Raw genomic sequence first — 24,778 nt, forward strand, 5'->3', positions numbered from 1 at the left:
CCGCCTTAGTCGCATCAGACGACTTACTCGCGATCCACGAAGCGCATCTATCGCACCCAATTTCCCACCCGAGAACAACGTCAGCTAACGCCATCCGAGGGGACGGAAGATAGCCAATCGAATATCCATGAATCAGGGAACAAAGCCATGCCACTGAGAGCCATTTTAGACGGACGAGAACTACTCGCCCCATTGCTATCCGATGAAGAATGGAATGCATTGAAACGCGGGAAAGCCAAAGTCACCTTGCCCTGCTGCGAAGCACGGGGGTACTTGAGAACATCGACACGCGGCATCAAGCACTTCGTCCACCAAAAGAAGGGCGAATGCACGTCCAAACCAGAAACGTGGCAGCACCGCCTTTGCAAGACGGAAATCGCCCGAGCCTGTCAAGCGATGGGTTACGACGTGAAGACGGAGGCGAGTGGAGAGAATTGGAGGGCAGACGTACTGGCGACCAAACAGATCGACGGCAAGTTGGTCAGGGTCGCCTTTGAAGTCCAGTGGAGTCACCAAACGCTGGAAGAAACCGAACGGCGACAACGGAAGTATGCCGAAGACGGGATTCAATGTTACTGGCTGTTCAAGAAGTTTCCGACTTCTGAACCCAGAAGAGACATCCCCATGTTTCAATTGTCGGTGAACGAATCCGAACAGCCCCTCGTCATTACCGACCGAAAATCCATGTATTCATTTTCCACAGCGGACAATCGGCGATCGTCAAAGTTGTCCGATTTTATCGCAGACATTTTATCCGGCTATTTTAAATTTTGCGAATCCTACCGATTTGAGAGGCAACAGAAGATTAGAATTCGATTCTTCCCGGTCAACTGTTGGAAATGCCGTCAAAAACATTATATTTATCACATTCAGAATCAACCCTGTAAAACACGCTGTGGCGAAGATTTTGACTTGCAGCAGGTCGCAATCGACCCTCAATTTCTCCCCGAGATTGTCGCCAAAGCCCGCGAATGTTTGGAGACTCCAAAAGCCAAACGCCACAAAATCAACATGGGCGCGATCAAACCCCGATACAGCAAGACCGTCGGGGATTCATACACTTCATTCGGCTGTCCTCGCTGCGGCGCAATCTTCGGCAACCACTTCTACTTTGATGAAATTTGCAACCTCGAATATGAGGAGACGGAACGCATCGACTTTGCCACAATTGTCGATCTCTCCTTGGAAGATAAAGACATTCCGCACTGGTGCTATTCCCGAACTCGGCACTTCTGTTGCAGTCCCGATTCATAGTTACACCAGATGATCAACCACGCGATCGCGCCCAACTCCCAACCCGAGAACGGCGTCAGCTAACACCATCCAAGGGAACGGAAAACTGCTCATAATGGCGATCGCCACCTGAAACACCAGCAAACACCAACGATTTGAGGTCTGAATGATGAATTCCGAATCCGACATCCCCATACAAAAGCCAGTTTCTATATGGAAACGTCCCATGTCCCTGAAACCGGGAGAACTGCTGCAAGGGGTGGCAAAAGGTGGAATTGCCGTCATATTCCAGAATTGGGAAAATGCGGGTGCAAGTGCGGTAGACATCCTCAAATCGCTGGACATCAATCCAAATGAACCCAGTGCGATCGCGTGGTTGTTGGTACAGCGATCGCTAATCGGAGCCATGTTGGAATTAGTTAAGGAACGATCGCTACAAACTGAACTTGACCCCCAGGAACTTCGCCAAACACTTGACCGTGAGTTAGAGAATCATCAGGAGCTGCCCAGGACGTTCTTCGATCGCCCCAAAGATCTCGATCTTCTTGACGCTGTTCGACAGCCCTACCAATCCTGGCTAGAATCTCAAGGTTTTGAACCCACGCACTCTGCCAACCTAGCCAAACGCCTGCCCAGCTATTTCGTCTTCGCCCTCCACCGAGAGTGGCGATCGAATCCCGCGACTTACGCCATTCTCACAAAAGAGCTGGACACGCCATTTGCCGAAGCGATAGACAGGGAGTTGGCTTGGAAACATTATTTAATTTGGTTGCAGCGTCGGGTGAATGAACCCATGTTTGAGGAAAGTTTCGGACTGGCAGATGTGTACATTCCCTTGCGGGGCTACTATGAAAAAAAATCATCCGAATCGCGAGAACCAGAAAATTTGAAATCCCCAAAAAAAGAGCGAGTCGCGATCGACCTGCACGAAACCCTCACCAATTGGGTAAAGAGGGCAGATAAAGAGGACGCGATCCGAGTCATTTGTGGTGGCCCCGGCAGTGGCAAGTCATCTTTTTGTAAAATGTTTGCAGCAAAACTGGCACAAGATGAAACCACACGAATCCTGTTCATACCACTCCATCACTTGAAAATACGCGACGCTTTGCAAGATGCAGTTCAAGATTTTATAGATACCGATTTGGATAACCTTCTGCCCCCCAATCCATTAACTAAGGAACACCAAGAATCCCAGGTATTACTCATCTTTGATGGACTGGATGAACTGGCAATGCAGGGAAAAGCTGCTTTTCAAGTCGCCCAAGACTTCATTACTGAAGTTCAAAGCAATCTCAACCGTTACAACCAAACAGAAGCAAAAATTTTAGTATTGATGAGCGGTCGGGATATTGTCGTACAGCATAATCAAACTTATTTCCGCAAAGAAGGTCAAATCTTACATCTCTTGCCCTATTCCCTAAAATCAGAAAAAGAATGGGGAATCTCATATATTGATGAACAACAGTTATTGACGACAGACCTACGCCAAGTTTGGTGGAAAAAATATGGAGAGCTGAAAGGGAAAGTGTATCAAGGTTTGCCCCCGGAATTAGATCGAGGAAAATTAGCCGAGATTACGGCTCAACCTCTACTGAACTACCTGATCGCCCTCAGCTATGACCGTCAAAGATTGGATTTTTCTGAAACCAACAATCTTAATTCGATTTATAGCGATTTACTCGATCGTGTCTTTGAGCGTGACTGGGAAAATTATCGGCACCCAACGCTAAACGCAATTGACAAGAAAGATTTTATTCGCATTCTCGAAGAAATCGCCATTGCCTGTTGGCATGGCAATCGTCGAACGGCAACAATCGCGCAAATAGAAAATCGCTGTAACTCTAAACTTCAAAAACTTTTAGAGGTCATGCGCTGCAACGATTCTCAAAGTGGAGTTACCCAACTGTTGACCGCTTTCTATTTCAGGCAAAGCGAACAATATGCGAGCGATGCCACGTTTGAATTCACCCACAAGACCTTCGGAGAATATCTCGCGGCTTGTCGGATTGTTTTACAACTCAAAAACACTCATGAAGAATTTCATCGGAAGCAAGACGACCCGGATAAGGGGTGGGATGAAAAACACTGTTTATCTGAGTGGGCTAAACTTTGCGGCCCTTCTGAAGTCGATCAATATCTCTTAACTTTTTTGAGGGATGAGATGGCACTACAAGACCCGGAAGAGGTGAAGCAGTGGCAACAAACCTTGTGTCAACTCATCGACTATATGCTGCGAAAGGGAATGCCAATGGAGAAGCTCGATCCCCGTCCCTCCTATTTTGAAGAATCTTACCAAGCCCGCAATGCCGAAGAAGCTCTCTTAGCCGCGCTCAGTAGCTGCGCTTATGTGACCGAGATAGTTTCAAATATCAAATGCTTCCAGCAACAGCCTGATGCGTTTGGCAATTGGCTGTCAAAATTGCAAGGACAGCGAACGAGTTCAAAGAACCGAACAGCCTTGATGTGTCTCAATCACCTGAATCTGAGTGGCGCTATACTTTTAATTAAAGACCTCTATAATTCCAATTTCACCAATACAAATATTGAATATGCAGAACTCAGAATTGCAAATCTTGGAGGTGCAAATCTTGAAGGTGCAAATCTTAAAAATGCAGCATTAAGAAGCGCAAACCTTGAAAATGCAAACTTGACAAATGCAAATCTCGAAAAGACAGAACTTAGTGGTACAAAGCTAATGTTCGCAAAACTCGGAAATGCAAACCTGAGAAGTGCAAACCTCGAGTTTGCAGATTTAAGGAATGCAAATCTAAAAGGTGCAGACTTTACCGATGCAAGATTATATCGTACAAATTTTCGAGATGCAAATCTTAGTTATGCAAATTTTAGAAATGCGGATCTTAGAAATGCGAACCTAACTGATGCACGCAAGTATCACGCAAATTTTCAAGATGCTATCTTGCCCGAGAATTTTAATCCTTGAAAAAATTTAATCGATTACTATCAAATCAGAAAACCAGAAAACAATCAATCTAAACTGACATCTTCAACCACCTTGCCCTGTCAGCTAACGCCATCCGAGGGACGGAAAATCACCCGAAAGCGCAATGGGTACACTTTGCGGATCGCCCCACAGGAAACCCAAAACCCCCACCTGCAAGAACATACGGCACTTTTCAAAGTCGATGAGAGACGCTGGAAAATTCAAAGTCCCCCTTGCTAAGGGGGATTTAGGGGGATTTTTTCGACTCAATCCCCCCTCTCGCCCAAAACCCGATCGCGGATCTCGATCAGCACCTCCTCGCCGATGCCCAAATCTCGGGCTAACTGCGTCAGCGTCCCCTCATTCGTCTTCTCCCCCTTCGCCAACGCCCTAATAAACGCGATCGCCAGACGGTTCCCCTCCTGATCCGGATTCTCATACTTCTGAGTCCCCAGGGGGGGCGGAGTCTTGGTGGCGATCGCGTACTCCAGCAGGAACCCCGCCAGATTCGCAACCGATCGGTTCTCAAAATTCGCCCGCCTCACCAACTCCTCATAAACCCCAAGCGGCAGCGTCACATGAACCTTTTTGCCCCTCGGCGGAGTTGAGCCAGTCATATTCCAACCTTCATCCAAACTTTCGCAAACTCCCCTCAATGGTACTATTTAGCGCCCATCGGGGTACACGCTCCCCCACTCCATCCCCAAACGGGAAACAAATAAAACCTGAAAGGGTATTGACAGTACCTATATAGGTACACTATAGTCAATCATGTTCACCCCAACCCCTTCAGAGCGGGGCGAACCATCCACCCGAAACCCAACTCACCGCCATGACACAACCCCTCACCGCCGAAGTCGTCCCCGCCGTGCGGCTCAAACAGGGGAGCGATCGCGGCCCCTACATCGAACGCCGACAACTGGCCAGAAACCTGGGCAGAAGCCCCACCACCCTCAACAAATGGGAAAAATGGGTCATCTACCACGTCCCGGACTACCGCCGCTGGTACGTTCCCAGAGCCGCCTTCAACCTCTACCAAGCCTGGGTACTCGAACAGGTCAACCAATTCTACGAATCCCTGCCCCGCAGCGCCCCCGCCGCCGCCATCGCCGACTACATCCAAAACAACGCCAGCCAACTCACTCAGGAGCAATACTTCAATGAACTCGCCCAAACCCTCCAAAGCGACCGCAGCAACCGTATCGAAGTCGCTTAAAGTCCCCGAATCCCTCGTCCTCAAAATCGCCCTCGATCGCGGCTTCAACCCCGACACCCTCGCCCCCGACGAAGTGACCGCCATCCGACAGGCGATCGAACAGAGTCGAAACCAGACGACCGAGCGGAGTCGAAGTCAAGACCCCCACCGCAACACCCTATCCGGCGAGCCCGCCCCCCCCGCCGACGGCCAAGACCTTCTCAACCTAGAAGAAACCGCCGCCACCCTCAAACTCTCCCCCGAAGAAACCACCGCCCTCGTCCGCTCCTTCGGACACGACCCCGATCGCATCCCCCGATCCGAAGTCCTGGCCCTCCTCGACATCAAAGACGAAGCCCTCGCCCACCTGCACGACCGCGATCGCCGCATCGAAAAAGCCCGGGCCCTCGACAGCATCACCGCCGGGAACGCCGCCGAAATCCTCGAAATCGCCCACCGGCGCGGAGAACGCCTCGGAGATGCCGCCTCCAAAGTCGAACAAACCGCCTTCCTCAACGCCCGCCTGCGGGGACAACAATCCCTCTACCACCTGGAAACCGCCATCGACTCCAACGCCAAAACCGGGCTGCTGACGGAGTTCGAGGAACGGGGAAACGGCCTGTCCCCCGACGACCTGATCCGACAAATGGGGGAGGAAGCGACCCGGCGACGCAACCGCGCCGACACCCTGCGACGGCAGCAAACCGCCGAAGACTGGACGACCCGACTCAATCCGTAGAATCCCGCCTCCAAAACATCGAAGAAGCGATCGCCCGACTCCAACACCAACTCGATCGCGCGATCCGCGACAGCGCACCCCACCACCCAGACAACATCCGACCCATGAAACACCTGCTATCCCATCTGCAAACCCTGTGGCGCGAACTCAGCGCCGCCCGATCCCCCGCCCTCGAATTGCAGTTAACCGGGGGGATGTTCTGACCCGCCCCTTTCCATCTCAGCCCCCACAGGAGGTCAAAATAATGGCTTGGTACGACAGCATCGGCAACTTTTTCGGCAACATCTTCAACCTCGGCGGGAACTCCCCCACCGGAGGGTACGACATCGCGGGCGACCATTCCAGCGTCCCCAATTCCATGATCGACGGGAGCTACCGCCCCACCTCCCCGGCCGGCCCCGGCGTTTACCTCGACGCCTCCAGCCAACTGATCCGGGCCTGGGAAAGTCGCGGCTGGGCCTGCGACGACGGCTTCATCGCCGAACTCCAGGCGATCGACCGGGAGGGAAAAAAAGTCGCCGCCAACTCCGGCAAAGCCCGGAAACTGCTCAAATCCATCACCCGATCGGAAACCACCATTTCCAAAAACGCCACCGCATCCATCCTCACCACCGCCCAAGGAACCGCCAAACAGTACCGGCACAACGAAAAACTCCTGACCGGGTTGGACAACGTAGCCGCGAACATGGCCGTCACCCGCGCCACCCGCGACCTGGAAATCGCCAAAGCCCGGGAACAGAAACGACTCCGACTCGAACGACGGCGGCAGTCCATCCGGGGCAACTCATCGATGGGACTCCCCCATCCCCGCACGGTTGCGCCCGTGCGCTTCGGACAGAGAACCAACTGAGGAGGTGAACGACCGTGGCACGTTTTGGAATGTTCGGCGGACTGCTGCTGGTGGGCGCCAGTTCCGGGCAACTGCTCACCCTGCTGCTCAGGGCCTCCGCCATCGGGGGGTGGCTCTACTTCGGCATCGTCGCGATCGCCCTCCTGTCCCTGAGCCTGGGAGTCGCCCACCCCGACCGCCTGGGGGGACTGTTCGCCACCTCCCCCCTCATCTTCAAACTCGGCGCCATCGCCCTGACCGCCACCGCCGCGATCGGCCTTCTGTGGGGGATCTTCTGATGATTTCGACCCGAGACTGGCAGCAAGCCTTCCTGCAATGGCTCTCGGACCACGAAGCCTCCGTCTGTTCCCTCGTCAGCATCGGCATCGGCACCGCCGGACTGTGGTGGGCCTCCCTCAACCCCGGCATCAACCCGAACCGCTTCTGGGGGGTCGGCATCGGCTGGCTGGGGGGAACTGCCGCGATCGCTTACTCCATCCCCGGCATCCGAGAAACCGAACGCAGCCTGATCCGCCGCGACATCGAGGACGGATGCTTCGACATCGTACAGGTGAGCGAACTGGCCGAATGGGAAAACGAATTCCTCCCCCCGCCGGACATCGGATGCGGCCCGGACATCGCCTCGCCCCCACCCCAGGCCGAAATCGGGGAAAGCCGGGAGATCGACTTCTACAACCCCGCCGACATCCCGGACGAAGCCTGCGGAATCATCCTGGGCGGCAACTCCGGCAGCGCCAAAACCCTCCTCGGCGCCGGCCACCTGGCGGGTTTGCTGACCCGAGATCGACCCGCAGAAGTCATCGTCTTGGACCTGCACGCATCCCGAAACCCCATTTGGGAACAGATGGGCTACCCCCGAATCGTAGACGACCCCCGAGAAATCTTCGCGATCGCCCGGTGGTTCATCGACGAAATCGAACGTCGCAAGCGAACCCTCGCCCACCCCATCGTCCTTCTCATCGACGAAGTGAACGACACCCTGAGCGAATTGGAATACCTTGACGAAATCGACCCCCTGCCGGGAAAACGGAAGCGGTCCAAGATCTTCTCCTACGCCCTCCGCAAACTGGGAAACGCCCGCAAATTCGACATCATCCTCATCGCCTTCATGCTGTCCCACAACACCGAGGCGATCGGCATCGACGGCAAATTTCGCAATAACTTCCTGCTCATCTTGACCGGCAGTTCGGCCCGCGCCGAAGGCGAAACCAAACTGAAACACGCCACCCCCGAATACCGATGGCTGCAAACCGCAGCCTACCCCTGCGTCGTCAGCGGGTCCGCCCCCTTCCAGTTGATGGAACATCCCACCCACAAGCACCACACCGTTTACCGCGCCAAAGGCAATGCGCCCCAGCACCTCATTCACCCCCACTTTCTCAACCTTCGCACCGTACCCGACTTCAACGAATCAGCCGAACTAACCCCGTCCGGAACCCGGAAAAACCCCAAAGGCGACCCCAACCCGAGGGCGATCGACCTGGAAAAACCCCCCCTCAACCCCAACTATCCCGACCTGTCACCCGAACAGATCCGCATCCTGGAGTGGATTGTCAACAACGGCGCCGAAGCCAGACTCGGCGAACTGATGCGATCCATCACCATCACCACCAACGGCGAGAAATGGACAAAAGACAAATTCCTCATCGCCGTGCGGTGGATGGAAGACAAAGGCTACCTGACCTCAGAACCCGACGGAACCAGCCTTTGGCTGCGAGTCACCCCGACCTGATCTCAACCGTGGTGTGGTGCCGTGGTCGCCCCATCCAGAGCCACCTCTGGGGGCTTCCTCCAACTCGCCACACCACGCCACACCCCCATCGAACCCCCGCCATGAAAAATATCACCGAGACAAACCAGCAACCGAGAAAGTCATCCCGGTTCGGACTGTTGAAAACCCTGTTCGTCAGTTCCATCGCACTCGCTTCCTTCGGAGCCATCATATTCGGATGGAGCGACAGGAAGAAACCCGCCCCCGTCGAGCCTTCTTTCACCCAACATCCGGAAGAACAGCCACCACCCAAGCTTCTGATTCCCGGCAATGCCAATCAAGTGATCTGCACCCTCAACGGCGGTAAGGAAAGCTGCTTTGCAGACGACTACTTGCCCTGTCAAGCATTTCGTATCGTAGACGGCGAATCCAAATGCATTCACCGCAAGTCAGCCGACACCCCGGCATCCGAACCGACAGCCGAACCCAACACAAGCAACCCGGAAAAAACTTGCTCCAGCGGACGTTTATTCAACGGAAGTTGCTGGGAAAAACACCGATAGTACAGAGTCGATCGCAGCTCCAGTAGAGTTCACCTAGTTTGGTACACAGCATTCAGTGTGAACATTCCAGGAGTACACAGCATTTGCTGTCTTCTAAACAAGAGGTCGAAATTCAAATGCTAGATTCGATTTTTCCACAGATTTACGCTGCCCAAAACTTGCGGAGAACCCCCATGTATACTGAGAAATCAAAAATATGAATTTCAGAGAACCCCCATGTATACTGAGGAATCACAAAAACCCCCATGTATACTGAGGAATCACAAAAAAAATTTTCGATTTATATCCGTTACGTATCTATCATGTTTGTGTTATTGCATAAAATCAAAAATATTGCTAAACTGAGAATCATCCCGCCAGACATATATCGAGGAGAGGGAAATGGCAAAACAGAGGAGAGTCGCAATAGAAAACTTCAACTGTCGGATGACCACAGAGGACTTCGACAGGCTGAATCTCTATGCCGCACTGAGGAAAGTTCCCGTCGCCACCATCATCAAAGAGTGGATCGCCCAAATACCACTGGGTGAAACAGAAGCCCCCCAAGCCACCGAATTGGACTACAGAGCCAGAGGAGGACACGGCGAACGCTTTGAGTACCTGAGAGCGTACCGCGACAAACAGCGCCAGAAGTGCGCTTGAGCAAAAAAAACGGGAGGTTGGTAGCCTCCCCAAAAATTAAAACTTTTCGAGCGACCTATTGAGGTCGCACATATTCATGTTAAAACGAAATACTTTGCAAGGGCAAGCTTTTCTTTGCCCATCACACGCCTATTGTACCCCCAACCAGCGGTGGAAAGTAACGGTACAGCGTTTGTTAATGGCTCCCGGATTGAGCAAAGGCGATCGCGTTATTCTGACGAGCCTGCTTGACCGAATTTCCAAGGCAGACCAGGCAAATCGACCCTTTCAGCCCTATCCCAAGCACATCGCAGACATCGAGAAAATTCAGAAAAAGCTGGGAGGTGTGCGATGAACAAGCCTTCTACCCAAGAACTAATCGCGGGACTCTCCCAGATTCCCGACAGCTTCATCCTCACCCCCGTCAGAGGCAGCAAAGCGCCCTACCGGAAAAACTGGCAACACGAGAAACCCTGCGATCGCGACACCATCGAAAAAGACATCGAAACAGGACGGGCGAAAGGCTACGGACTCAGAACGGGCGCTATCTCCGGCGGAATCGTAGCCGTAGACTGCGACGGTGAACCCGCCCATAAACTGGCCGAATCGTCGGGGGGATTGCCACCGACCGTCAGTTTCACCAGTAACAAGCCCGGACGCGCCCAATACCTGTACCAGATTCCCGAATCGGAATGGGGCAACGTCGAAACCCGCAAAATCAAGACGGGACAGAAAGGCGACGACGGCAAAGAGGTGTTGCTGGAATTGCGGTGGAATGGCTGCCAGTCGGTGTTACCGCCATCAGTTCACCCCGAAACCGGACAATATCAATGGATTAACTCCCCAGGGGAAACCGCGATCGCCGAAGCCCCCCGGTGGGTCATCGAGCAAATGCGGGACAACACGGGGCGGACGGAAACTCCCCTGCTCAACAGCATCACTTCTGACGACATCCCCCTCACCATCTGCCTCGCGATCGAAACCCGGAATCTGATCGAATCCGGGTCGCCAGACGGACGGCGTGGCGACGACGCGATCCGGGTCGCCCAAGACCTTTTGGGGACATATGAACGGCTGCAATACCTGGGGTATCCGGTGAAAGACCGCCCCGAAGATCTGTTCGAGCAATATTGCGATCGCTGCAATCCGCCACTCGAACCAGAACGGCGCAAGTCAACCTGGAAATCGGCTCAACGGCGCAACCCAACCCCATGCCTGAGCGATGACAAGATCGAGAACTGCGTTCGAGCCTATTGGAAGCAACTCGCCGACCCATCGGGGGTTCGCGGCGGAAAACCATCTCAGAGCGACAGATCCTTTTCCCTCATCAAAGGGGGCAAAGACAACGATTTGGAGGAAGCGATCGAACAAGTCATAGAGTCCGGCGCAAGTGGCGCCCAGTTAAAAGCCACTCTCGCCAAAATCGCACAAGCGACAGGTATTTCACCGACAGAGGTTTACAGAATTTACCAAGCCCGGATTGATGAAATAGAGCAGGAAGAAACCAGAGAAGAATGCAAGCAAGCAGTCGAGGAACTCCTGAGCTTCCAACACAACAGCCTTGAAGTCGAGAAATTTCTGCCACCGGCACTGCACCCCATCTTCCAAATCTATCGAAGGATGGCACTCAGACCCGAGATTGCCTTAATGCACCTCATAACGGCAACTGCCTCGCTGCTGCCACCCGAGTCAAGGATTGACTTACTTGACTACACCAACCACAGCGAACCTTTCATCCTCTTTACTTTGGTCTGTGCCGTACCGTCCCAGCGGAAGACACCAGGACTCAACCAAATCATCTCCAAACCCTTCAAGCAACTACAGAAGGAACTCAACGAACGGCACGAACTCGAACATCGGGACTGGAAAAAGCGCCAGAAACAGGCGGAAGATGCAGACAAACAGTTTGACGAACCCGAGCCACAGTTGAGACTCCTGGCCATACATAGGGCAACTCAAGCCGCACTGCGTAACCTACTCGCCCACAATCCCCGGTGGGGGTGTCTCCTAGTAGCCGATGAGTTTTCGGGAGAAATGAGGAACATTCAGAAATCCTACAACCAAGGATTTGCCGAGGACATTCTCAGCCTCTACAACGGTGACGGACGCATTGAGGCGAAAGCCGAGGAAATCGCCAGCAACACGACCCACTCCAACTTCAACCTCTGTGGGAACATCCAACCCGAAGTATTCGAGGAGTTCTCCAACGGACGGAACGACGCCTCCGGCTGGTGGTCAAGGTTCTCCATCATCCGCCAACCCATATCCCCCATGCACATCCCCGAGACGCGGGCGGAACGAGAGAACCTCCCAAAACTCAACGTCCAGGAAACACTCGTCGAGTTTTACCGCCAACTGCTCAAAATTTCGGAACCCGTGCAACTGCGACTGTCTGAAAAAGCCCAAGACTACTTCGCCCGGGTTTACAACAGAGCAGATGTCCGTAGAGTAGAATACGCGGAGAAAAACCCGGCGATCGCCTCCCAATGGGGCAAGCTCCCCGGAAAGGTCGGACGAATTGCGGGCAACCTCCACATCATCCACTGCCTCGGACAGGGACAGCCCATCACTGAGGAAATCAGCCCCTCAACCCTAAAACTAGCCGTAAAACTAGCCAAGTTCCTGATCAATGAAATCACCAGTGTCTACGCCGAAGCGGACAAGGACAACCACGAAGCACTCCTCTCCCATATCGTCACCTTGTCCCAGAAACGGGGAGCGGTCAAAGCCAGCGACTGTCAGCAGCGGATACGATCGCTCAGAGGAGTGAAACCCGACCAAATTCGCGCATACTTCGACAAACTCGCCGAGATAGGCCTCGGAACCATCGAAGGGTCCGGCGCTCGAAGGAAATTCAAAGCGGATGAGTCTGCCGACCCCAAAATTCTAGACGCCAGACCGGACTCTAGACCCACTCTTGACACCGACACCGACACGCCAGAATCCCCGCCAGACAAGGAACCTAGCCCCCACTCTAGACCGATAGACACAATAGACGCACCCGCAGATCCGAAAACTGGTGCGACTTGCGGCGAGCGGAGTCGAACCGCCCCCAAACCCGACAACACGCTCACCGCCACAGACCGCAACGGACAGGCGATCGCAGTTGGGGACACCGTGACCTACCTCTCCTCCGATGACCCCAAATGCCCGTGGAATGGCAAGCAGGGAATTATCAAGGAAATCCACCCAAAAAACAACGGCAAGACGTTCGTCGAAGGAAAGTTCCTCAGTCGGCAGGACAGTCCCTTCTACACCCCATCCACCAACCTGGAGCGGTTTGAAGACACGGGACAAGCCTTGACGACTTAGCCCCCCACCGGAAACACCATTTCAATCAAAAACCATGAAACAGACTTCCCCACGCCGCAAGGGGAGGGTCGGAGTCTCCTGCGACAAAAACAGGCTCAGACTGTCCCTACCCAGACAACTGTTCGACGGAAAGCAGAAGCGCATTTCCCTCAACCTCACCTGCACCCCAGCCAACCGAAAAATCGCCGAGGAAAAAGCCCGGTTCATTCAAGAGGAAATCGAAGCCGGCCGCTTTGACTACTCCCTGGAACGGTACAAAATCAAAGCGAATCCCGAACCCCCACCCGGTAAACCCACGCCCAAACACGCCACCCTCAGCGGTCTGTACCAACGCTACATCGACACCAAAAAGTCAACAGCCAGCCCCGGAACCTGGAAAAACGGCTACTTGGTCATGTCGCGCCACATCGAGCGATCGCCATTCCGCGACACCGAGATAACTGCCATTCTCGGACAGGAGGTGTACGACTGGGCCATCGAGAAACTCACCCCCGACACCACATCCCGGTTGATGACCCAACTCAACGCCTGCTACGAGTGGGCGATCGATCTGCGACTCGTCCCCGGCCCATCTCCCTTCAACCGCTTGAGCAGAAAAGCCAAGAAACACATCAAAAAATCGAAAAAAGGAGACATCAAACCCTTCACCACCGACGAACGAGACGCCATCATCCGAGCCTTTGCCGAGAGCCAATACTCCAGCTACCTGCACAACTACGTTCGCTTCTGCTTCTTCACCGGCTGCCGTCCCTCAGAAGCGATCGCCCTCCGATGGTCCGACATCGCCCCCGACCTCACCCAATTGACCTTCCAGAGCGCGATCGTAACCGGAAAAGGCGGTCGAAAACGGTGCGACAAACTCAAAACAGAACCCAGCCGCGAATTCCCCTGCAACAACCAAGTCCAAGCCATTCTCAGGGATGTCCGAGAGCGATCGGTGTACCGTCGAACGTCGGACTCAAAAATCGTGTTCCCCAGCAAGAGGGGAGTCATCCTCGATATCGGCAACTTCCAACACCGACACTGGAAACCCATCCTGGCCGACCTGGGCATTGAATACCGCAAACCCTATCAAATGCGCCACACCTTCATCACCCTATGCCTCGAAGCCGGGGTTGAGGTCAAAGATGTCGCCCACCTCGTCGGCAACTCACCCGAAACAATTTACAAGTTCTACGCAGGCAGAAAGCAGGGGTTATCAGTCCCCGAACTTTGAGGCGAATTTTGAGGCGAATTTGAAATTCCTCCGGGACTGTCGCCAGCCCCAAATCCCTACATGGAAAGAGTTTCAGCCTTTTTTTTTAATTCGATTCGTAATCGAGCGGTCAGGGGTTCAAATCCCCTCATCGGCTTCAATCTATCGGGGTTTTGGGGACTCGCCCAACCGGTTTTGACGATCATTTGACGATCATTTGACGATCCGATCTTCAGGGATCGTCAAACCGAAACCGACCCCACCCCCCATCGGCGCGATCGCCCCCACCATCACTTCGATCGCTCCCCGGCACTTCCACACCCCCCGACGATCGGCCACGCTTTGTAAGAACTCCCCCCGGGGCGATACCCAACACCGCCGATCGCCGATCGCCCCCCTACCCCCGTCCGTCACTCTTATCAATGTACATTGATACCCGGGCGGTTTTTTGAATGATTTAATAATCCCCACCCCGGCGAAACTGGGGTGGGGTGCGTCTCAATATGTGTCCGGTTTTTGGGAGATGTATCGGGACGGGTCGGGGCGATCGCGGCTATCCGTCCCAACACAAAAATCAGCCCCCCCCAACCTGCTGGAACTTACCCAACACTGCTAGAGTCCCTTTTAATGCCCGCCCTGGACTACCCCCCAAAATTTTCACGATCGGCGACCGCCACGCCTCGGACGGTTAGCTTCAACCCCCATCAGATTGAGGGCCTTTTCTATCTCATCCTTGATCGCGCCGCCGTTCCCTGCCTTCACTTCAAAGGCGGACTGGAGGGCATCAATCACCTGCTGGAAGATCGGGTCGGGCGTCGGGTCACTTTGCGGCCGCCCGTTGCCGTTGCTGTTGGGTGCCGCCTCGATCGCTTCCCCCCGATCCATCTGTCGGGCGATCGCCAGTAGCGCGGGTGCAAATTCGGCGGGGACCCGGATCGGGACGGTCGGGGTGTGGTCCCATTTCGGTTGTTTTAACCCACTGGTGTCGGGGTTGTAGTTAGCCATACTGCTCATAGCTCTATCTTTGTACATTGATACATCTATCATTGTACATTGATACGGGTCAAGCGTCCCTTGTCGGGGTGTTGGGTATCGCCCTACGATCCGTCACACCACCCGGTTGCTACCTGGCAATATTACCCAATCAATGTACATTGATACGCGGACGGGCGATCGCCTTCACGTCAGACGTGCCAACTGGCAACAGTTCCCCAACCGCGTCTGTCCGTGTCGCTGGCGGTGGTGGTGTCGGTTCATCCATTTTTGTTGTGTGGGGTCACACCCCTACCCCTAATTTACATATTCAGCCATTTTGATGGATCTGATGGATCGTGAGGTCTGTAACGCCTACGGTGAGCATTTTTTGGGTACGATCCATCAAGCAAATTTTGATGGATCATTGATGGATCTGATGGATCGTTGGTGGGCAAAAAAATGGCCCCCGGTCTGGTGCGATCGGGGGTTGGTGGGGGGTAGGGATTTGCACTCAATGTCCTATATGTTAGGACTCAATTGAGTGCAACGACACGATTTTTGGCTTAAGGAAACAGCCAGAAGTCTTGAGAATAGAAGACCGAAACAACGGAGAGGGTGGGATTCGAACCCACGAGGAGCTTACGCCCCTAACGGATTTCGAGTCCGTCGCAATCGACCATCTCTGCCACCTCTCCAATAGGGCAAGTCAGTCTACAATTTTAGCACGGATTTTGGGAAATAGCAAGAGCCACGGTGGCGGAGGAAGCCATTCCCCATTCCCCATTCCCCATTCCCCATTCCCTACTCCCTACTCCCTACTCCCTACTCCCTACTCCCCACTGCCCACATCAGCCGTCAGGGCGGGGGAGAAGCCTTCGTTGGGAGTCCATTGCAAGGCTCCATCTCGGGCGGTCCAGAAGAGTTGAATTTGGCGACTTTCGAGGGCTTGGGCGGTTTCGGGGCTGACGGTGTTGGAGGAGGCGATCGCGACTTTGGGGTTAAGGGTTTCAAGGAGATCGGGGGCCAAATAGTCGCCGGACCACCAGAGTATGTCGATTTCCGATAAATTGTCATTTTGGGTGAGCAACTGGGATTGGTCTTCGAGGGAACTTAGCCCGAGTAGCAGCCAGCGCCGATCGCCCAATATCAACTCCAACACCGGAATGGTCGCCTCGATCAATTTGACCCGAGTCGCCCCCAATTCCAAGGGATTTTCCAGTTGCAAGGACAAATACAGGCCGTTGCGGGCGGCGAGAGTTTCCTGGATGGTGTCGGCACTGAGTTTGAAGGCATCTTTGGGGGCGGGGGTGTCGTAGAAAATCCGGACGGGCAATTCCTCCAAAAGCGGGAGCCAGCCGATATTCAACCGCAGTTCGGGGTGGGTGGCGATCGCCCAGTCGATCTGGTTGACCCCCTGCTCGATCAAAAAGGGCAGTATCGTATATTCCACCGTCTTTTCGTCCCCGCTGTTGAGCAACAGGACGCGATCGCGATCTTGAACCACCAAAATCGGCTTGTCGGCGGCGGCCAGCACCGTGACGCGAAATTGGGTGAATTGGGCGTAGGCCACCGGAACCGCCACGATCGCGATCGCGACCAGGACGCTCGCCGCCACGGGATAAAATCCGATGCTCCGGCGTCGGCGATGCTGTTTTCCCCGACTCCGCGCCTCCCGCAGGCTTCCCCAGGCCCACATCGCCACATTGATACAGTACAGGGCGATCAGTTGCACCAGCGACAACCCCCCCACCGCCACCGAATTTCCGGGCAGATTGCCGAACCATTCCACCATCGAAATCAAGCCCTGCAGGGGGTAATACAGCGCCAGAGCCATCTGAGAAGCCCCCCAGGGCCAGACGAGGGCAACGAGGGCCGTCAGCATTCCCCCGAGCGTGATGAGGGTGACGAAGGGGACCGCCAAAATATTAACCAAAATGCTGTAGGGCGACACCAGGTTGAAGACGTAAATTTGTAGGGGGAGCGTCCAAACCGCCGCTGCCACGGGGACGGCGATACCGGTGGCGATAACCGGGGGGAGCCACCGGAGCGATCGCATCAGCGGCGGGACTGTCACCAACAGCCCGAACGTCGCCAAAAAGCTGAACTGAAATCCGAGATTGTGAATCAACAGCGGATTCCACAGCAGCAGCAGCACCGCCACCCCCAACAGCACCGCGAGTGGGCGCACCCGCCGGTCCATCACCAAACCCACCAACGCCGCCACCCCCATCAGCGCCGCCCGCAACACCGAGGGCGATCCTCCCGTCAATCCGACGTAAAATAAAAGTGCGATCGCCCCGATCCCCAACCGCAAACCGGGCGCCAACCCCACCGTCAGCGCCAAAATCACCCCCAGCAGCAGGGAAACGTGAAACCCGGATGCCGCCAGGGTGTGGGCCAACCCCACCTCCACGAAGCGATCGCCGATATCCGGGGGAAGATCCACCGCCCGCCGCCCCAGCACCATCCCCGCCAGCAGCGTCCCTTTCGGCACACCCAACCGATAAACCTGGGCGCGGAGAATCCGCTGTCGCACCCGCCACCATCCCCAGGCCTGCTCCTCCTTTTGCACCAGATAGCGCCCGTACATCCCCGCAAACGCCCCTCGCCGCGCCAGATAGCGTCTGAAATCGAAGCCGCCGGGGTTGAGCGCCGCCTGGGGCGTGTAAAGCGTCCCCGTCACGGCGACCGTTTCGTTGGGGTGCAGGCCCGTCCCCTGCAAAACCGGCACGGTGACGTAGAGTTTCCCCGACACGGGTTTGCTGACTTCGATGGGGCTCTGAGTGCTGGTAATTTCGTTAATTTCCCTCGTCCGCAGCCAAAATTGGGTATTGCCGGAACGGGTGAGGCGGGGGGAACCCTCCACCTTTCCCCGCACGGTGATCAGCAGATCTTCGACTTTGCCCCCCGACACAATATATTGGCTGATATCGTCGGGCGCCGGTTCGGGGGTTTGCATCTGGAAATACAGGGGGGCGAGGACACCGACCAATCCCACCCCCAACCACGCCATCGGCTGGATCGGGGGCCGGGGAACCGCCTCCGGCGGGGGGGCGAGGGCGGAACCCCGCTTCCGCCCGATTTGGGTTTTCGATCGCCGGGAAGAAGCCAGACGACGCCGTCGCAACTGGTACTGCCACAGAGTCGTCAGGACTGCCATTCCCACCCCCACCCCCAGGAGGACGTAGCCCCCCCAGGGAAATGGGGCAACGAGCAATCCGAGAATGTAGGCCAACCCGAGGGCGATCGCTGCCGTCTGATTCATCGCGATAGATTTAGATGGACAAGCCCAATTTTAAGCCCAAGACCGTGTGGACCACCATCAACAGCAAAGCGACGCTGCCGATGTAGGCGTGGGCCATCCGCCACCCTTCCCGATCGCCCCCAAATTGACTCAGGGAGATAGCGCCGTTGACTCCCAAGAGCCCCAAAACGGCCGTACCCGTCCAAAAGTGGGGACTTTCAAAAATCGGTTCCCCCTGCATCACCAGAGACAACAGGCCGCCGATAAAGCCCAAAGCCATAAATAGAAACATCCACGGCGCGAGTTGGCGGTGTCCCGAACGGCTGGCGATCGCGGCCTCTTTGTCCGCCGCCAAACGCCCCCGCCACCCGGTATATCCGACAAAACTCCCCATCACGAAAATGACGATACCCATCATCACCGGGTGTCCCCACTCGATGACAGGTTCCGGCAGGTTGAAACCCGCAAAAAAATCCGCGATCGGCTCCAACAAAGCCCTCACATCCATGTTTCCTCTCTCAGCATCAATTTTGTCGATCCAGATTATAGTATTTTTTGAGATTCTCGCAGTTTTCGGCCTCGGAGTTGAGAGCGGAAAATTTCACCACTCCAGGCACTCCAGGACACGGAGAAATCACTCACCTCAATCCCCCAAATCTTGAGCCAATTCTCGGTTGATAGGAAATAACAAATCTGTGAAATCTGCGTAATCTGCGGATGATATGACACTCCATCCCATCTCAAATCACCTCCCGACTCTCATAATAATCCCCCGACTTCCCCCCACTTTTACTCACCAACCGGATCGAACCAATTTCGATCGACTTTTCCAACCCCTTCGCCATGTCGTAGAGGGTGAGGGCGGCGACGGAAACGGCCGTCATCGCCTCCATTTCCACCCCGGTTTCCGCCGTCGTCACCACGGACGCCTCGATCCGGTAGCCGGGAAGTTGGGGGTCGGGGGTGAGGTTGACGTCAATTTTGCCCAGGGGCAGGGGGTGGCACAGGGGGATCAGTTGAGCCGTCTGTTTGGCTGCCATGATGCCGGCGAGTTTGGCCGTGGTGAGGACATCGCCCTTGGGGGCATTGCCCGCCGCGATCGCCTCCAGGGTTTCCGGCAGCATCCGCACCCACCCCGCCGCGATCGCCCGCCGCCGGGTTTTGGCCTTTTCCGACACGTCCACCATCCGGGCTTCACCGCTCGAATCCAGGTGGGTCAGGGGTTGGGGATTATTTTCGGAAAAATTGTTTGTCATTTGGAAAACCTGTGCTATTATAAGAACTCGGGCAGTTAAACGCCTGCTCGGGCTTGTAGCTCAGTGGACTAGAGCACGTGGCTACGGACCACGGTGTCGGGGGTTCGAATCCCTCCTAGCCCGTTTCCCTTTTAATCCTTGTCCTGCAACGGTTTACAGCACTTGACTCAAGGCGCTATAACCATTTGTCAACTTAAAAGTTACTCATAACCTATTCCTGACATAGGTTCAATAATTGGTCAATTGTTGATTAATCAGTCAATTTTGACTCAAAAATCAAAACTCAAGTGCTTGCGGGTGAAATCACCCGGATTGATCGGCTTGCCCGTCACGCTAGGGAACACCAGTTCTGAATCCCCCCGCGATCGCGCTGAGGTGAGAAGATCTCGGAGGAGATTGCCACAGGGGAACGTCCGGCTCGGTTCGGTCTTGAGTCCCTGATAACGCTTGCGTCCCCCCTTCCCCGCCAAGATTGCGCTGTTGAATGTCAGTTCGGACAGGTCGGGGGCGACATCCGACCATCTGAGGGCGATCGCTTCGGACGGGCGACAGGCGGTACGGCGATCGCTGAATGTGGCGCAACGTCACCAGGTAGCCATTTTTCCAGTTCTCTGGCGTTTTGGTCAGCCTCAAACTGTGATATTTTTGCTGACCGTCATACAGTCGGCTCTTTGATCTGTGGGAGGGAATTGGCGGGAAACAGATCCGGGGCGTCAGTGGCACGATCGCCGCCGACGGTGGACGGGGAGGCGGAGTGCGATCGCGGCAGTTCGCTTGAACTGATGACGCGACAAGCGGGAGTGACTGGGGAACGTCAACCAACATCTGCTGGATTACCCATTCGGAGGCGTCGGCGATCGCGATTTCCTGTGGTAACTTAATCCAGGGGAGCCGATCCGGGTCGGACTGTCTCCGGCGACCCGTCCCCGCCGATTGGAGGCATCTGGCGGGGGGTGATGGCGCGTCTGGCGGTTCGTTTCGGGTCGGGTGGGGAAATGTTCGGTTGAGGGAGTCCCGCCGTGTGGGGGTCGTTTGCCGTCCGCTCCGAGAGCGATCGCGCGGCTGTTCTACGGGGTTACGGAAACCCGTAGGCTTTCCCCCGAAGCAAGACGTTTTTTTTCGGGTCACGATCGGATAGCGATTGCACGGATGTACAACACAGCTACGGAAACCCAATTGGTTTTCCGCCGGATGCACGGAGTTTTTTTGGGGCTCGCTTCGGGTTCCAAAATGTCCTCACCCGCAGCGGGCGATCGCGGGAGCCGGTTCGGTCCATATCCGGCCCCCGTGCGGCCCGTCATTGTCGTTGAAAGCAAAACTGAGTAATGGGGATGAAAGAAAGGATAAGAGGAAGCTGAAAAAGAAGAATTGGTGGACGAATCAGAATAACAGCCCACCTGCCTCCGTTTCTACACCAACCCCCGATCGCACCAGACCGGAAGTCATTTTTTTGCCCACCAACGATCCATCAGATCCATCAATGATCCATCAAAATATTGAGAAAAAACAACTCCCGTTGACCCCGTTCCTATCAATGTACATTGATAAGATAGCCGTTATGGTGAGGGGGCGATCGCGGATCGGCGGTGTTGGGTATCGCTGCGGGGTGAATCTTTGGCACCCGTGGTTGACCGTCGCGGGGCGTGGAAGTGTCCGGGAGCGATCGGGATGATGGTGGGGGCGATCGCGCCGACGGGGGGCGGGGTCGGTTTCGGTTTGACTATAACCCCGGAAATTATCGCCAAATTATATCCAAATTATCGCCGAAGGTGATTGGGTATGGGGCTGAAACAACGGAGAGGGTGGGATTCGAACCCACGGAACCTTTCGGCTCACTCGATTTCAAGTCCCACGGTGTCAAAACGCCACATTTCCGACGGCGTAAAGCTTTTCAAGTTTGCTCTGTTTAAATGATGTTTAATTGCACATCAATTGCACATCAAAACGCCTTAAAGTTCGGGGACTGAAAGTCCTTTTTTCTTCCCCGCGTAGTTCTTATAAATCGTTCCCGGCGAGTTCCCCACCAAACGGGCCACGTCTTTGACATCAACCCCGGCTTCAAGACATTGGGTGATAAAGGTGTGTCTCATCTGGTAGGGTTTCCGGTACTCAATCCCCAACTCTAAAAGGACGGGTTTCCAGTGTCTCGCTCTGAAGTCCCCGATCTGGATCGGCTTGCCCGTTTTGCTGGGAAACACGATCTCCGAGTTCGATCGCGATCGAGCTTCCTTGAGAATGTCCTGAACCTGTTCGTTGCAAGGGAACTCGCGGCGCTTCTGGGTTTTGAGTCCTTTGCAGCGCTTGCGCCCTCCTTTCCCTGAGACGATCGCCGTGGTGAAAGTCACTTTGGAATAGTCGGGGGCAACGTCAGACCACTGCAGGGCGATCGCTTCGGATGGGCGACAACCTGTAAAAAAACAGAAAAGAACGTATAGAAGATTGTGACTGTGCCGCGGGTCCGTTCCAAAACTTTGGATGATGCGATCGCGTTCGTCCTTGCCGAATGGGTTGATGTCGTCGTCGTCGTCCGACTTCTTAAGTTTTTTGGCCTTTGTACTCATCCCATCAAATGGCGACGGTCCGTTCGCCAACTTTTTGGCGATCGCCCATTTGAATGCGGCGTTGAGTTGGGTCATAAACCGGGCGGTGGTATCGGGGGTAAAATGCTGGATTGCCCAATCAAAAATGTCTTGGCCGACAATCGTTGATATGTCCGCATGGCAGAACGGCGATCGCTCGATGCGTCGCAACGTCACCAAGTAGCCATTGTTCCAGGTGCCCGGTCTTACGCGACTTTTACGAGTTTGGATGTAATCATCGAAAACTTTTACCAGGGTTTGAGGTTTGAGTCGTTTTTGGGGGGTCGCTGTCGTTGACTTGTATCGTTCCAGTGTGGGGTCAAAGTTGCCAAAAGCTATATCAGCTTCAATCGTTTTGGCTCTTGCCTCTGCAATTTTTCGGTTCTCTGGAGTTTCTTGCAAACCAAGGTATAGATGTACCTGTTCATTTCCAAACAGTTCGCGAGGAAGGGTTAGCCTGAATCTGCCTCTGACACAAGACACCCCGACTTTTCCCTTGTAACGAGGGGTGGATGCTTTTTTCATAACTGTTATTGATGGGGTTAATTTTCGGCGTTAAATATCACCGGGTTTTAGGTCTTTGACCAGGTACTGAAAAGACTGTCTTTCGGCTGTAATTCGGACGGTCCTCTCGTTGACGATTTCGGTGATTTTGCCGGTTATGCCTTTGAGCTTATCGCCATCTTTGGTGATAACAACTTCTTTGCCAACAGAAAACCATTCTCGCCGTTGTGTTGGTGGGACGGGGTGAATGTAGCCGTTGATTTCCTGCAATCGCCAGATGTCTATCAGTTCTGTCAGGACGGCTTCGGCTTCACCCCATTTTTTGAATTTGAGCAGGAGTTTTTTTCGTCCGATTCGGTATTTACCTTGTCCCGCCAAGTCTTTGAAGATTTCCTGAAAAGCCTTCACATATTCGTTACGGGAGTTACAGGATATCAGATCGGGAGTAGCGCGATCGTTTGTTTCAAAAACTGCCTGTCTGCCTGTCCTGCCTGTCCCCTGTGTCTGGAAGTCTTGCTGTGCAGGCGTTTCAGGGGGGACACCCTGCCTGTTCTCTGCCTGTCCCTGCCTGTCCTGCCTGTCCCCCTGCTGGATAGAGTGGATTCTTCTGTACCCAGATCGCTTGATGCTGTTTCGCTTCCAGCGCCCGTGCCTGAAGCCGATACCCGTCATCACTTTCTTGATGTCTCGCTCAAGGCGACTGAACTCGCCGATCTTGTATTTTTCATCTTCTTTGGTATCAAGCCATTCCTTGATCTCTTCAGTCCAAACCTCGTCCCTATCTGCGACAAACTCCTCAATCAGATCGTGTAGGTAGCCGCGATCGGTGAACTCCTCATTGAGTAGGTTAGCTTGCTGCTGTTCCTCGCGGGTGAGATGGAATCGGTAGCCTTGTTTATAGAGGTCAACTGCTTCACCCCAAACCTGATCGCGCTCTTCATCCACCAAGTCAACCGGAATGGGTTGTGAGACGGGGATGACCATAAACCGACGCGCCCCCGTCTCATCGTGGTTGAAGTCGGTTCGGTTGGTGGAGCCGACTAATACACTCATGCGGGGATATGGTGTCGATCTTTGGGCGTAAGGGGGGCGAATATTATCCGTTTGGGTTGTGATAAAAGCCTTGATTTTTCCCGATGTACTGCGATTGATATTGTTTTCCACTTCAGCCCATTCTGTCCAGACGGATTGGTGCATTTTGAGCCGTTCATCTTTGTCTTTAAAATCTCCCATGTCATCGCAGAACAAGTTATCGCTGACCATCTTTCTGAACCACGTTGATTTCCCCAACCCTTGCTCGCCGTGCAGGATAAATAGGGTATCAAATTTGCACCCGGGTTTGTAGGCTCTGGCGACTGTTCCGACCAAAACGCATTCTAAATAACGCTGGTGCAATGGGTTTTCCGTTCCGAAATAGCGTTGTGCAGCTCCTGCGATCCGGCTGACCCCATCCCGCTTCCTATGGCAATCTTCCAGGTAATTCAGGAACGGGTCAAAGCTGTTTTCTTTGGCGACATCAAGGATGATTTGATGTTTGACTCTCAGACTCCCTTTGATCTGAATGTTCCCCTTCTTTGCCAGGTCAATTTCGGGGGCATCGGGGTTGAGTGGTTCGCCGTCAATTTCAACTTGTTTGAATCGGGTGTTGTATTGAATCCTTCCACCAAAGGCGCGCTTGATATTTTCCAGGTCTTTGAGAATTTGCAGGGTTTCCTTTTCCACCGGGGCGCTCGTCTCCTGCCGAAACGACGGACCGATCGCGTTGAGTGGCTGTCTCCGATAAGCCTTGATACAGTTCTCTATCTTGTCATCACTCAGACACGGGGTCGGGTTGCGCCGTTGAGCCGATGTCCAGGTTGA

General features: G+C 54.4%; 23 protein-coding genes and 2 tRNA genes. 13 read left to right on the top strand and 12 right to left on the bottom strand.

All coding sequences use genetic code 11. The features are described 5' to 3' along the window. Positions 1-147: 147 nt before the first annotated feature. Complete coding sequence (locus AC0QHF_RS22300; RefSeq protein ID WP_324706454.1) at positions 148-1,254, top strand: competence protein CoiA; 1,107 nt, start codon at positions 148-150, stop codon at positions 1,252-1,254. Here AC0QHF_RS22300 and AC0QHF_RS22305 read toward each other — a convergent pair whose 3' ends face one another. Then, positions 1,255-1,461 carry a hypothetical protein gene (locus AC0QHF_RS22305; RefSeq protein WP_324706455.1) on the bottom strand — a complete coding sequence of 69 codons (207 nt, stop codon included), beginning with the start codon at positions 1,459-1,461 and terminating at the stop codon, positions 1,255-1,257. On the opposite strand from AC0QHF_RS22305, the gene AC0QHF_RS22310 reads away from it, so the two are divergent. Beyond that, positions 1,460-4,174, top strand: coding sequence for a pentapeptide repeat-containing protein (locus AC0QHF_RS22310; RefSeq protein WP_324706456.1), 2,715 nt, complete (start codon positions 1,460-1,462; stop codon positions 4,172-4,174). The two genes, AC0QHF_RS22305 and AC0QHF_RS22310, sit on opposite strands and share 2 nt — an antisense overlap. A 266-nt stretch (positions 4,175-4,440) precedes the next feature. On the opposite strand, the gene AC0QHF_RS22315 is transcribed toward AC0QHF_RS22310, so the two are convergent. Next, positions 4,441-4,791, bottom strand: coding sequence for a ribbon-helix-helix domain-containing protein (locus AC0QHF_RS22315; protein ID WP_324706457.1), 351 nt, complete (start codon positions 4,789-4,791; stop codon positions 4,441-4,443). A gap of 215 nt (positions 4,792-5,006) precedes the next feature. Between AC0QHF_RS22315 and AC0QHF_RS22320 the strand changes: the two genes are divergently transcribed. The 9 genes from AC0QHF_RS22320 (at position 5,007) to AC0QHF_RS22360 (ending at position 14,381) form a co-directional block, all read left to right on the top strand. Next, the gene (locus AC0QHF_RS22320) at positions 5,007-5,390 is read left to right on the top strand and encodes a hypothetical protein (RefSeq protein WP_324706458.1); all 384 of its coding nucleotides are present in this window, start codon (positions 5,007-5,009) and stop codon (positions 5,388-5,390) included. After that, positions 5,335-6,108: a hypothetical protein gene (locus tag AC0QHF_RS22325; protein WP_324706459.1), complete on the top strand. Its 774-nt coding sequence runs from the start codon at positions 5,335-5,337 to the stop codon at positions 6,106-6,108. The genes AC0QHF_RS22320 and AC0QHF_RS22325 overlap by 56 nt, the downstream gene beginning before the upstream one ends. Before the next feature lie 244 nt (positions 6,109-6,352). Continuing rightward, entirely contained in the window at positions 6,353-6,958 is a 606-nt protein-coding gene (locus AC0QHF_RS22330) for a hypothetical protein (RefSeq protein ID WP_324706460.1), read from the top strand. Between the two features lie 14 nt (positions 6,959-6,972). Further along, on the top strand, positions 6,973-7,236 hold the full coding sequence (locus tag AC0QHF_RS22335) for a hypothetical protein (RefSeq protein WP_324706461.1): 264 nt from the start codon (positions 6,973-6,975) through the stop codon (positions 7,234-7,236). Next, the gene (locus tag AC0QHF_RS22340; RefSeq protein WP_324706462.1) at positions 7,236-8,690 is read left to right on the top strand and encodes a hypothetical protein; all 1,455 of its coding nucleotides are present in this window, start codon (positions 7,236-7,238) and stop codon (positions 8,688-8,690) included. Before AC0QHF_RS22335 ends, AC0QHF_RS22340 begins: the two co-directional genes overlap by 1 nt. Positions 8,691-8,791: 101 nt before the next feature. Next, complete coding sequence (locus AC0QHF_RS22345) at positions 8,792-9,232, top strand: hypothetical protein (protein WP_324706463.1); 441 nt, start codon at positions 8,792-8,794, stop codon at positions 9,230-9,232. A gap of 426 nt (positions 9,233-9,658) precedes the next feature. Further along, a complete protein-coding gene (locus AC0QHF_RS22350) occupies positions 9,659-9,874 on the top strand; it encodes a hypothetical protein (RefSeq protein ID WP_324706464.1) in 216 nt (71 codons plus the stop codon). 330 nt (positions 9,875-10,204) lie between these two features. Then, positions 10,205-13,165: a DUF3987 domain-containing protein gene (locus AC0QHF_RS22355; RefSeq protein ID WP_324706465.1), complete on the top strand. Its 2,961-nt coding sequence runs from the start codon at positions 10,205-10,207 to the stop codon at positions 13,163-13,165. 34 nt (positions 13,166-13,199) lie between these two features. Further along, complete coding sequence (locus AC0QHF_RS22360; protein ID WP_324706466.1) at positions 13,200-14,381, top strand: tyrosine-type recombinase/integrase; 1,182 nt, start codon at positions 13,200-13,202, stop codon at positions 14,379-14,381. Between the two features lie 192 nt (positions 14,382-14,573). Here AC0QHF_RS22360 and AC0QHF_RS22365 read toward each other — a convergent pair whose 3' ends face one another. Both AC0QHF_RS22365 and AC0QHF_RS22370 read right to left on the bottom strand, forming a co-directional pair. Next, complete coding sequence (locus AC0QHF_RS22365) at positions 14,574-14,699, bottom strand: hypothetical protein (RefSeq protein ID WP_324706467.1); 126 nt, start codon at positions 14,697-14,699, stop codon at positions 14,574-14,576. Between the two features lie 318 nt (positions 14,700-15,017). After that, positions 15,018-15,365: a hypothetical protein gene (locus AC0QHF_RS22370; protein WP_324706468.1), complete on the bottom strand. Its 348-nt coding sequence runs from the start codon at positions 15,363-15,365 to the stop codon at positions 15,018-15,020. A gap of 142 nt (positions 15,366-15,507) precedes the next feature. Between AC0QHF_RS22370 and AC0QHF_RS22375 the strand changes: the two genes are divergently transcribed. Next, complete coding sequence (locus tag AC0QHF_RS22375) at positions 15,508-15,654, top strand: hypothetical protein (protein WP_324706469.1); 147 nt, start codon at positions 15,508-15,510, stop codon at positions 15,652-15,654. Positions 15,655-15,942: 288 nt separating this feature from the next. Here AC0QHF_RS22375 and AC0QHF_RS22380 read toward each other — a convergent pair. The 4 genes from AC0QHF_RS22380 to moaC form a co-directional block, all read right to left on the bottom strand. Continuing rightward, positions 15,943-16,030, bottom strand: a tRNA-Ser gene (locus AC0QHF_RS22380). 134 nt (positions 16,031-16,164) lie between these two features. Then, positions 16,165-18,600 (bottom strand): ComEC/Rec2 family competence protein, encoded by a 2,436-nt coding sequence (locus tag AC0QHF_RS22385; protein ID WP_324706470.1) that lies wholly within the window; start codon positions 18,598-18,600, stop codon positions 16,165-16,167. A gap of 10 nt (positions 18,601-18,610) precedes the next feature. Further along, positions 18,611-19,087 (bottom strand): DUF4079 domain-containing protein, encoded by a 477-nt coding sequence (locus AC0QHF_RS22390; RefSeq protein ID WP_324706471.1) that lies wholly within the window; start codon positions 19,085-19,087, stop codon positions 18,611-18,613. Between the two features lie 232 nt (positions 19,088-19,319). Then, on the bottom strand, positions 19,320-19,835 hold the full coding sequence (moaC, locus tag AC0QHF_RS22395; protein ID WP_324706472.1) for a cyclic pyranopterin monophosphate synthase MoaC: 516 nt from the start codon (positions 19,833-19,835) through the stop codon (positions 19,320-19,322). 49 nt (positions 19,836-19,884) lie between these two features. Here moaC and AC0QHF_RS22400 point away from each other — a divergent pair. Then, positions 19,885-19,958 (top strand) — tRNA-Arg (locus tag AC0QHF_RS22400). Between the two features lie 210 nt (positions 19,959-20,168). On the opposite strand, the gene AC0QHF_RS22405 is transcribed toward AC0QHF_RS22400, so the two are convergent. From AC0QHF_RS22405 to AC0QHF_RS22420, 4 genes are all read right to left on the bottom strand, one after another. Next, a complete protein-coding gene (locus tag AC0QHF_RS22405) occupies positions 20,169-20,963 on the bottom strand; it encodes a hypothetical protein (protein ID WP_324706473.1) in 795 nt (264 codons plus the stop codon). Positions 20,964-21,391: 428 nt separating this feature from the next. After that, positions 21,392-21,580, bottom strand: a complete 189-nt coding sequence (locus tag AC0QHF_RS22410; protein WP_324706474.1) for a hypothetical protein — start codon at positions 21,578-21,580, stop codon at positions 21,392-21,394. Positions 21,581-21,784: 204 nt separating this feature from the next. Continuing rightward, positions 21,785-22,939 carry a tyrosine-type recombinase/integrase gene (locus AC0QHF_RS22415; protein WP_324706475.1) on the bottom strand — a complete coding sequence of 385 codons (1,155 nt, stop codon included), beginning with the start codon at positions 22,937-22,939 and terminating at the stop codon, positions 21,785-21,787. Between the two features lie 30 nt (positions 22,940-22,969). Continuing rightward, a partial coding sequence (locus AC0QHF_RS22420) for a virulence-associated E family protein (RefSeq protein WP_324706476.1) occupies positions 22,970-24,778 on the bottom strand: 1,809 nt, incomplete at its 5' end.

This window comes from Lyngbya sp. CCY1209 (assembly GCF_055795065.1).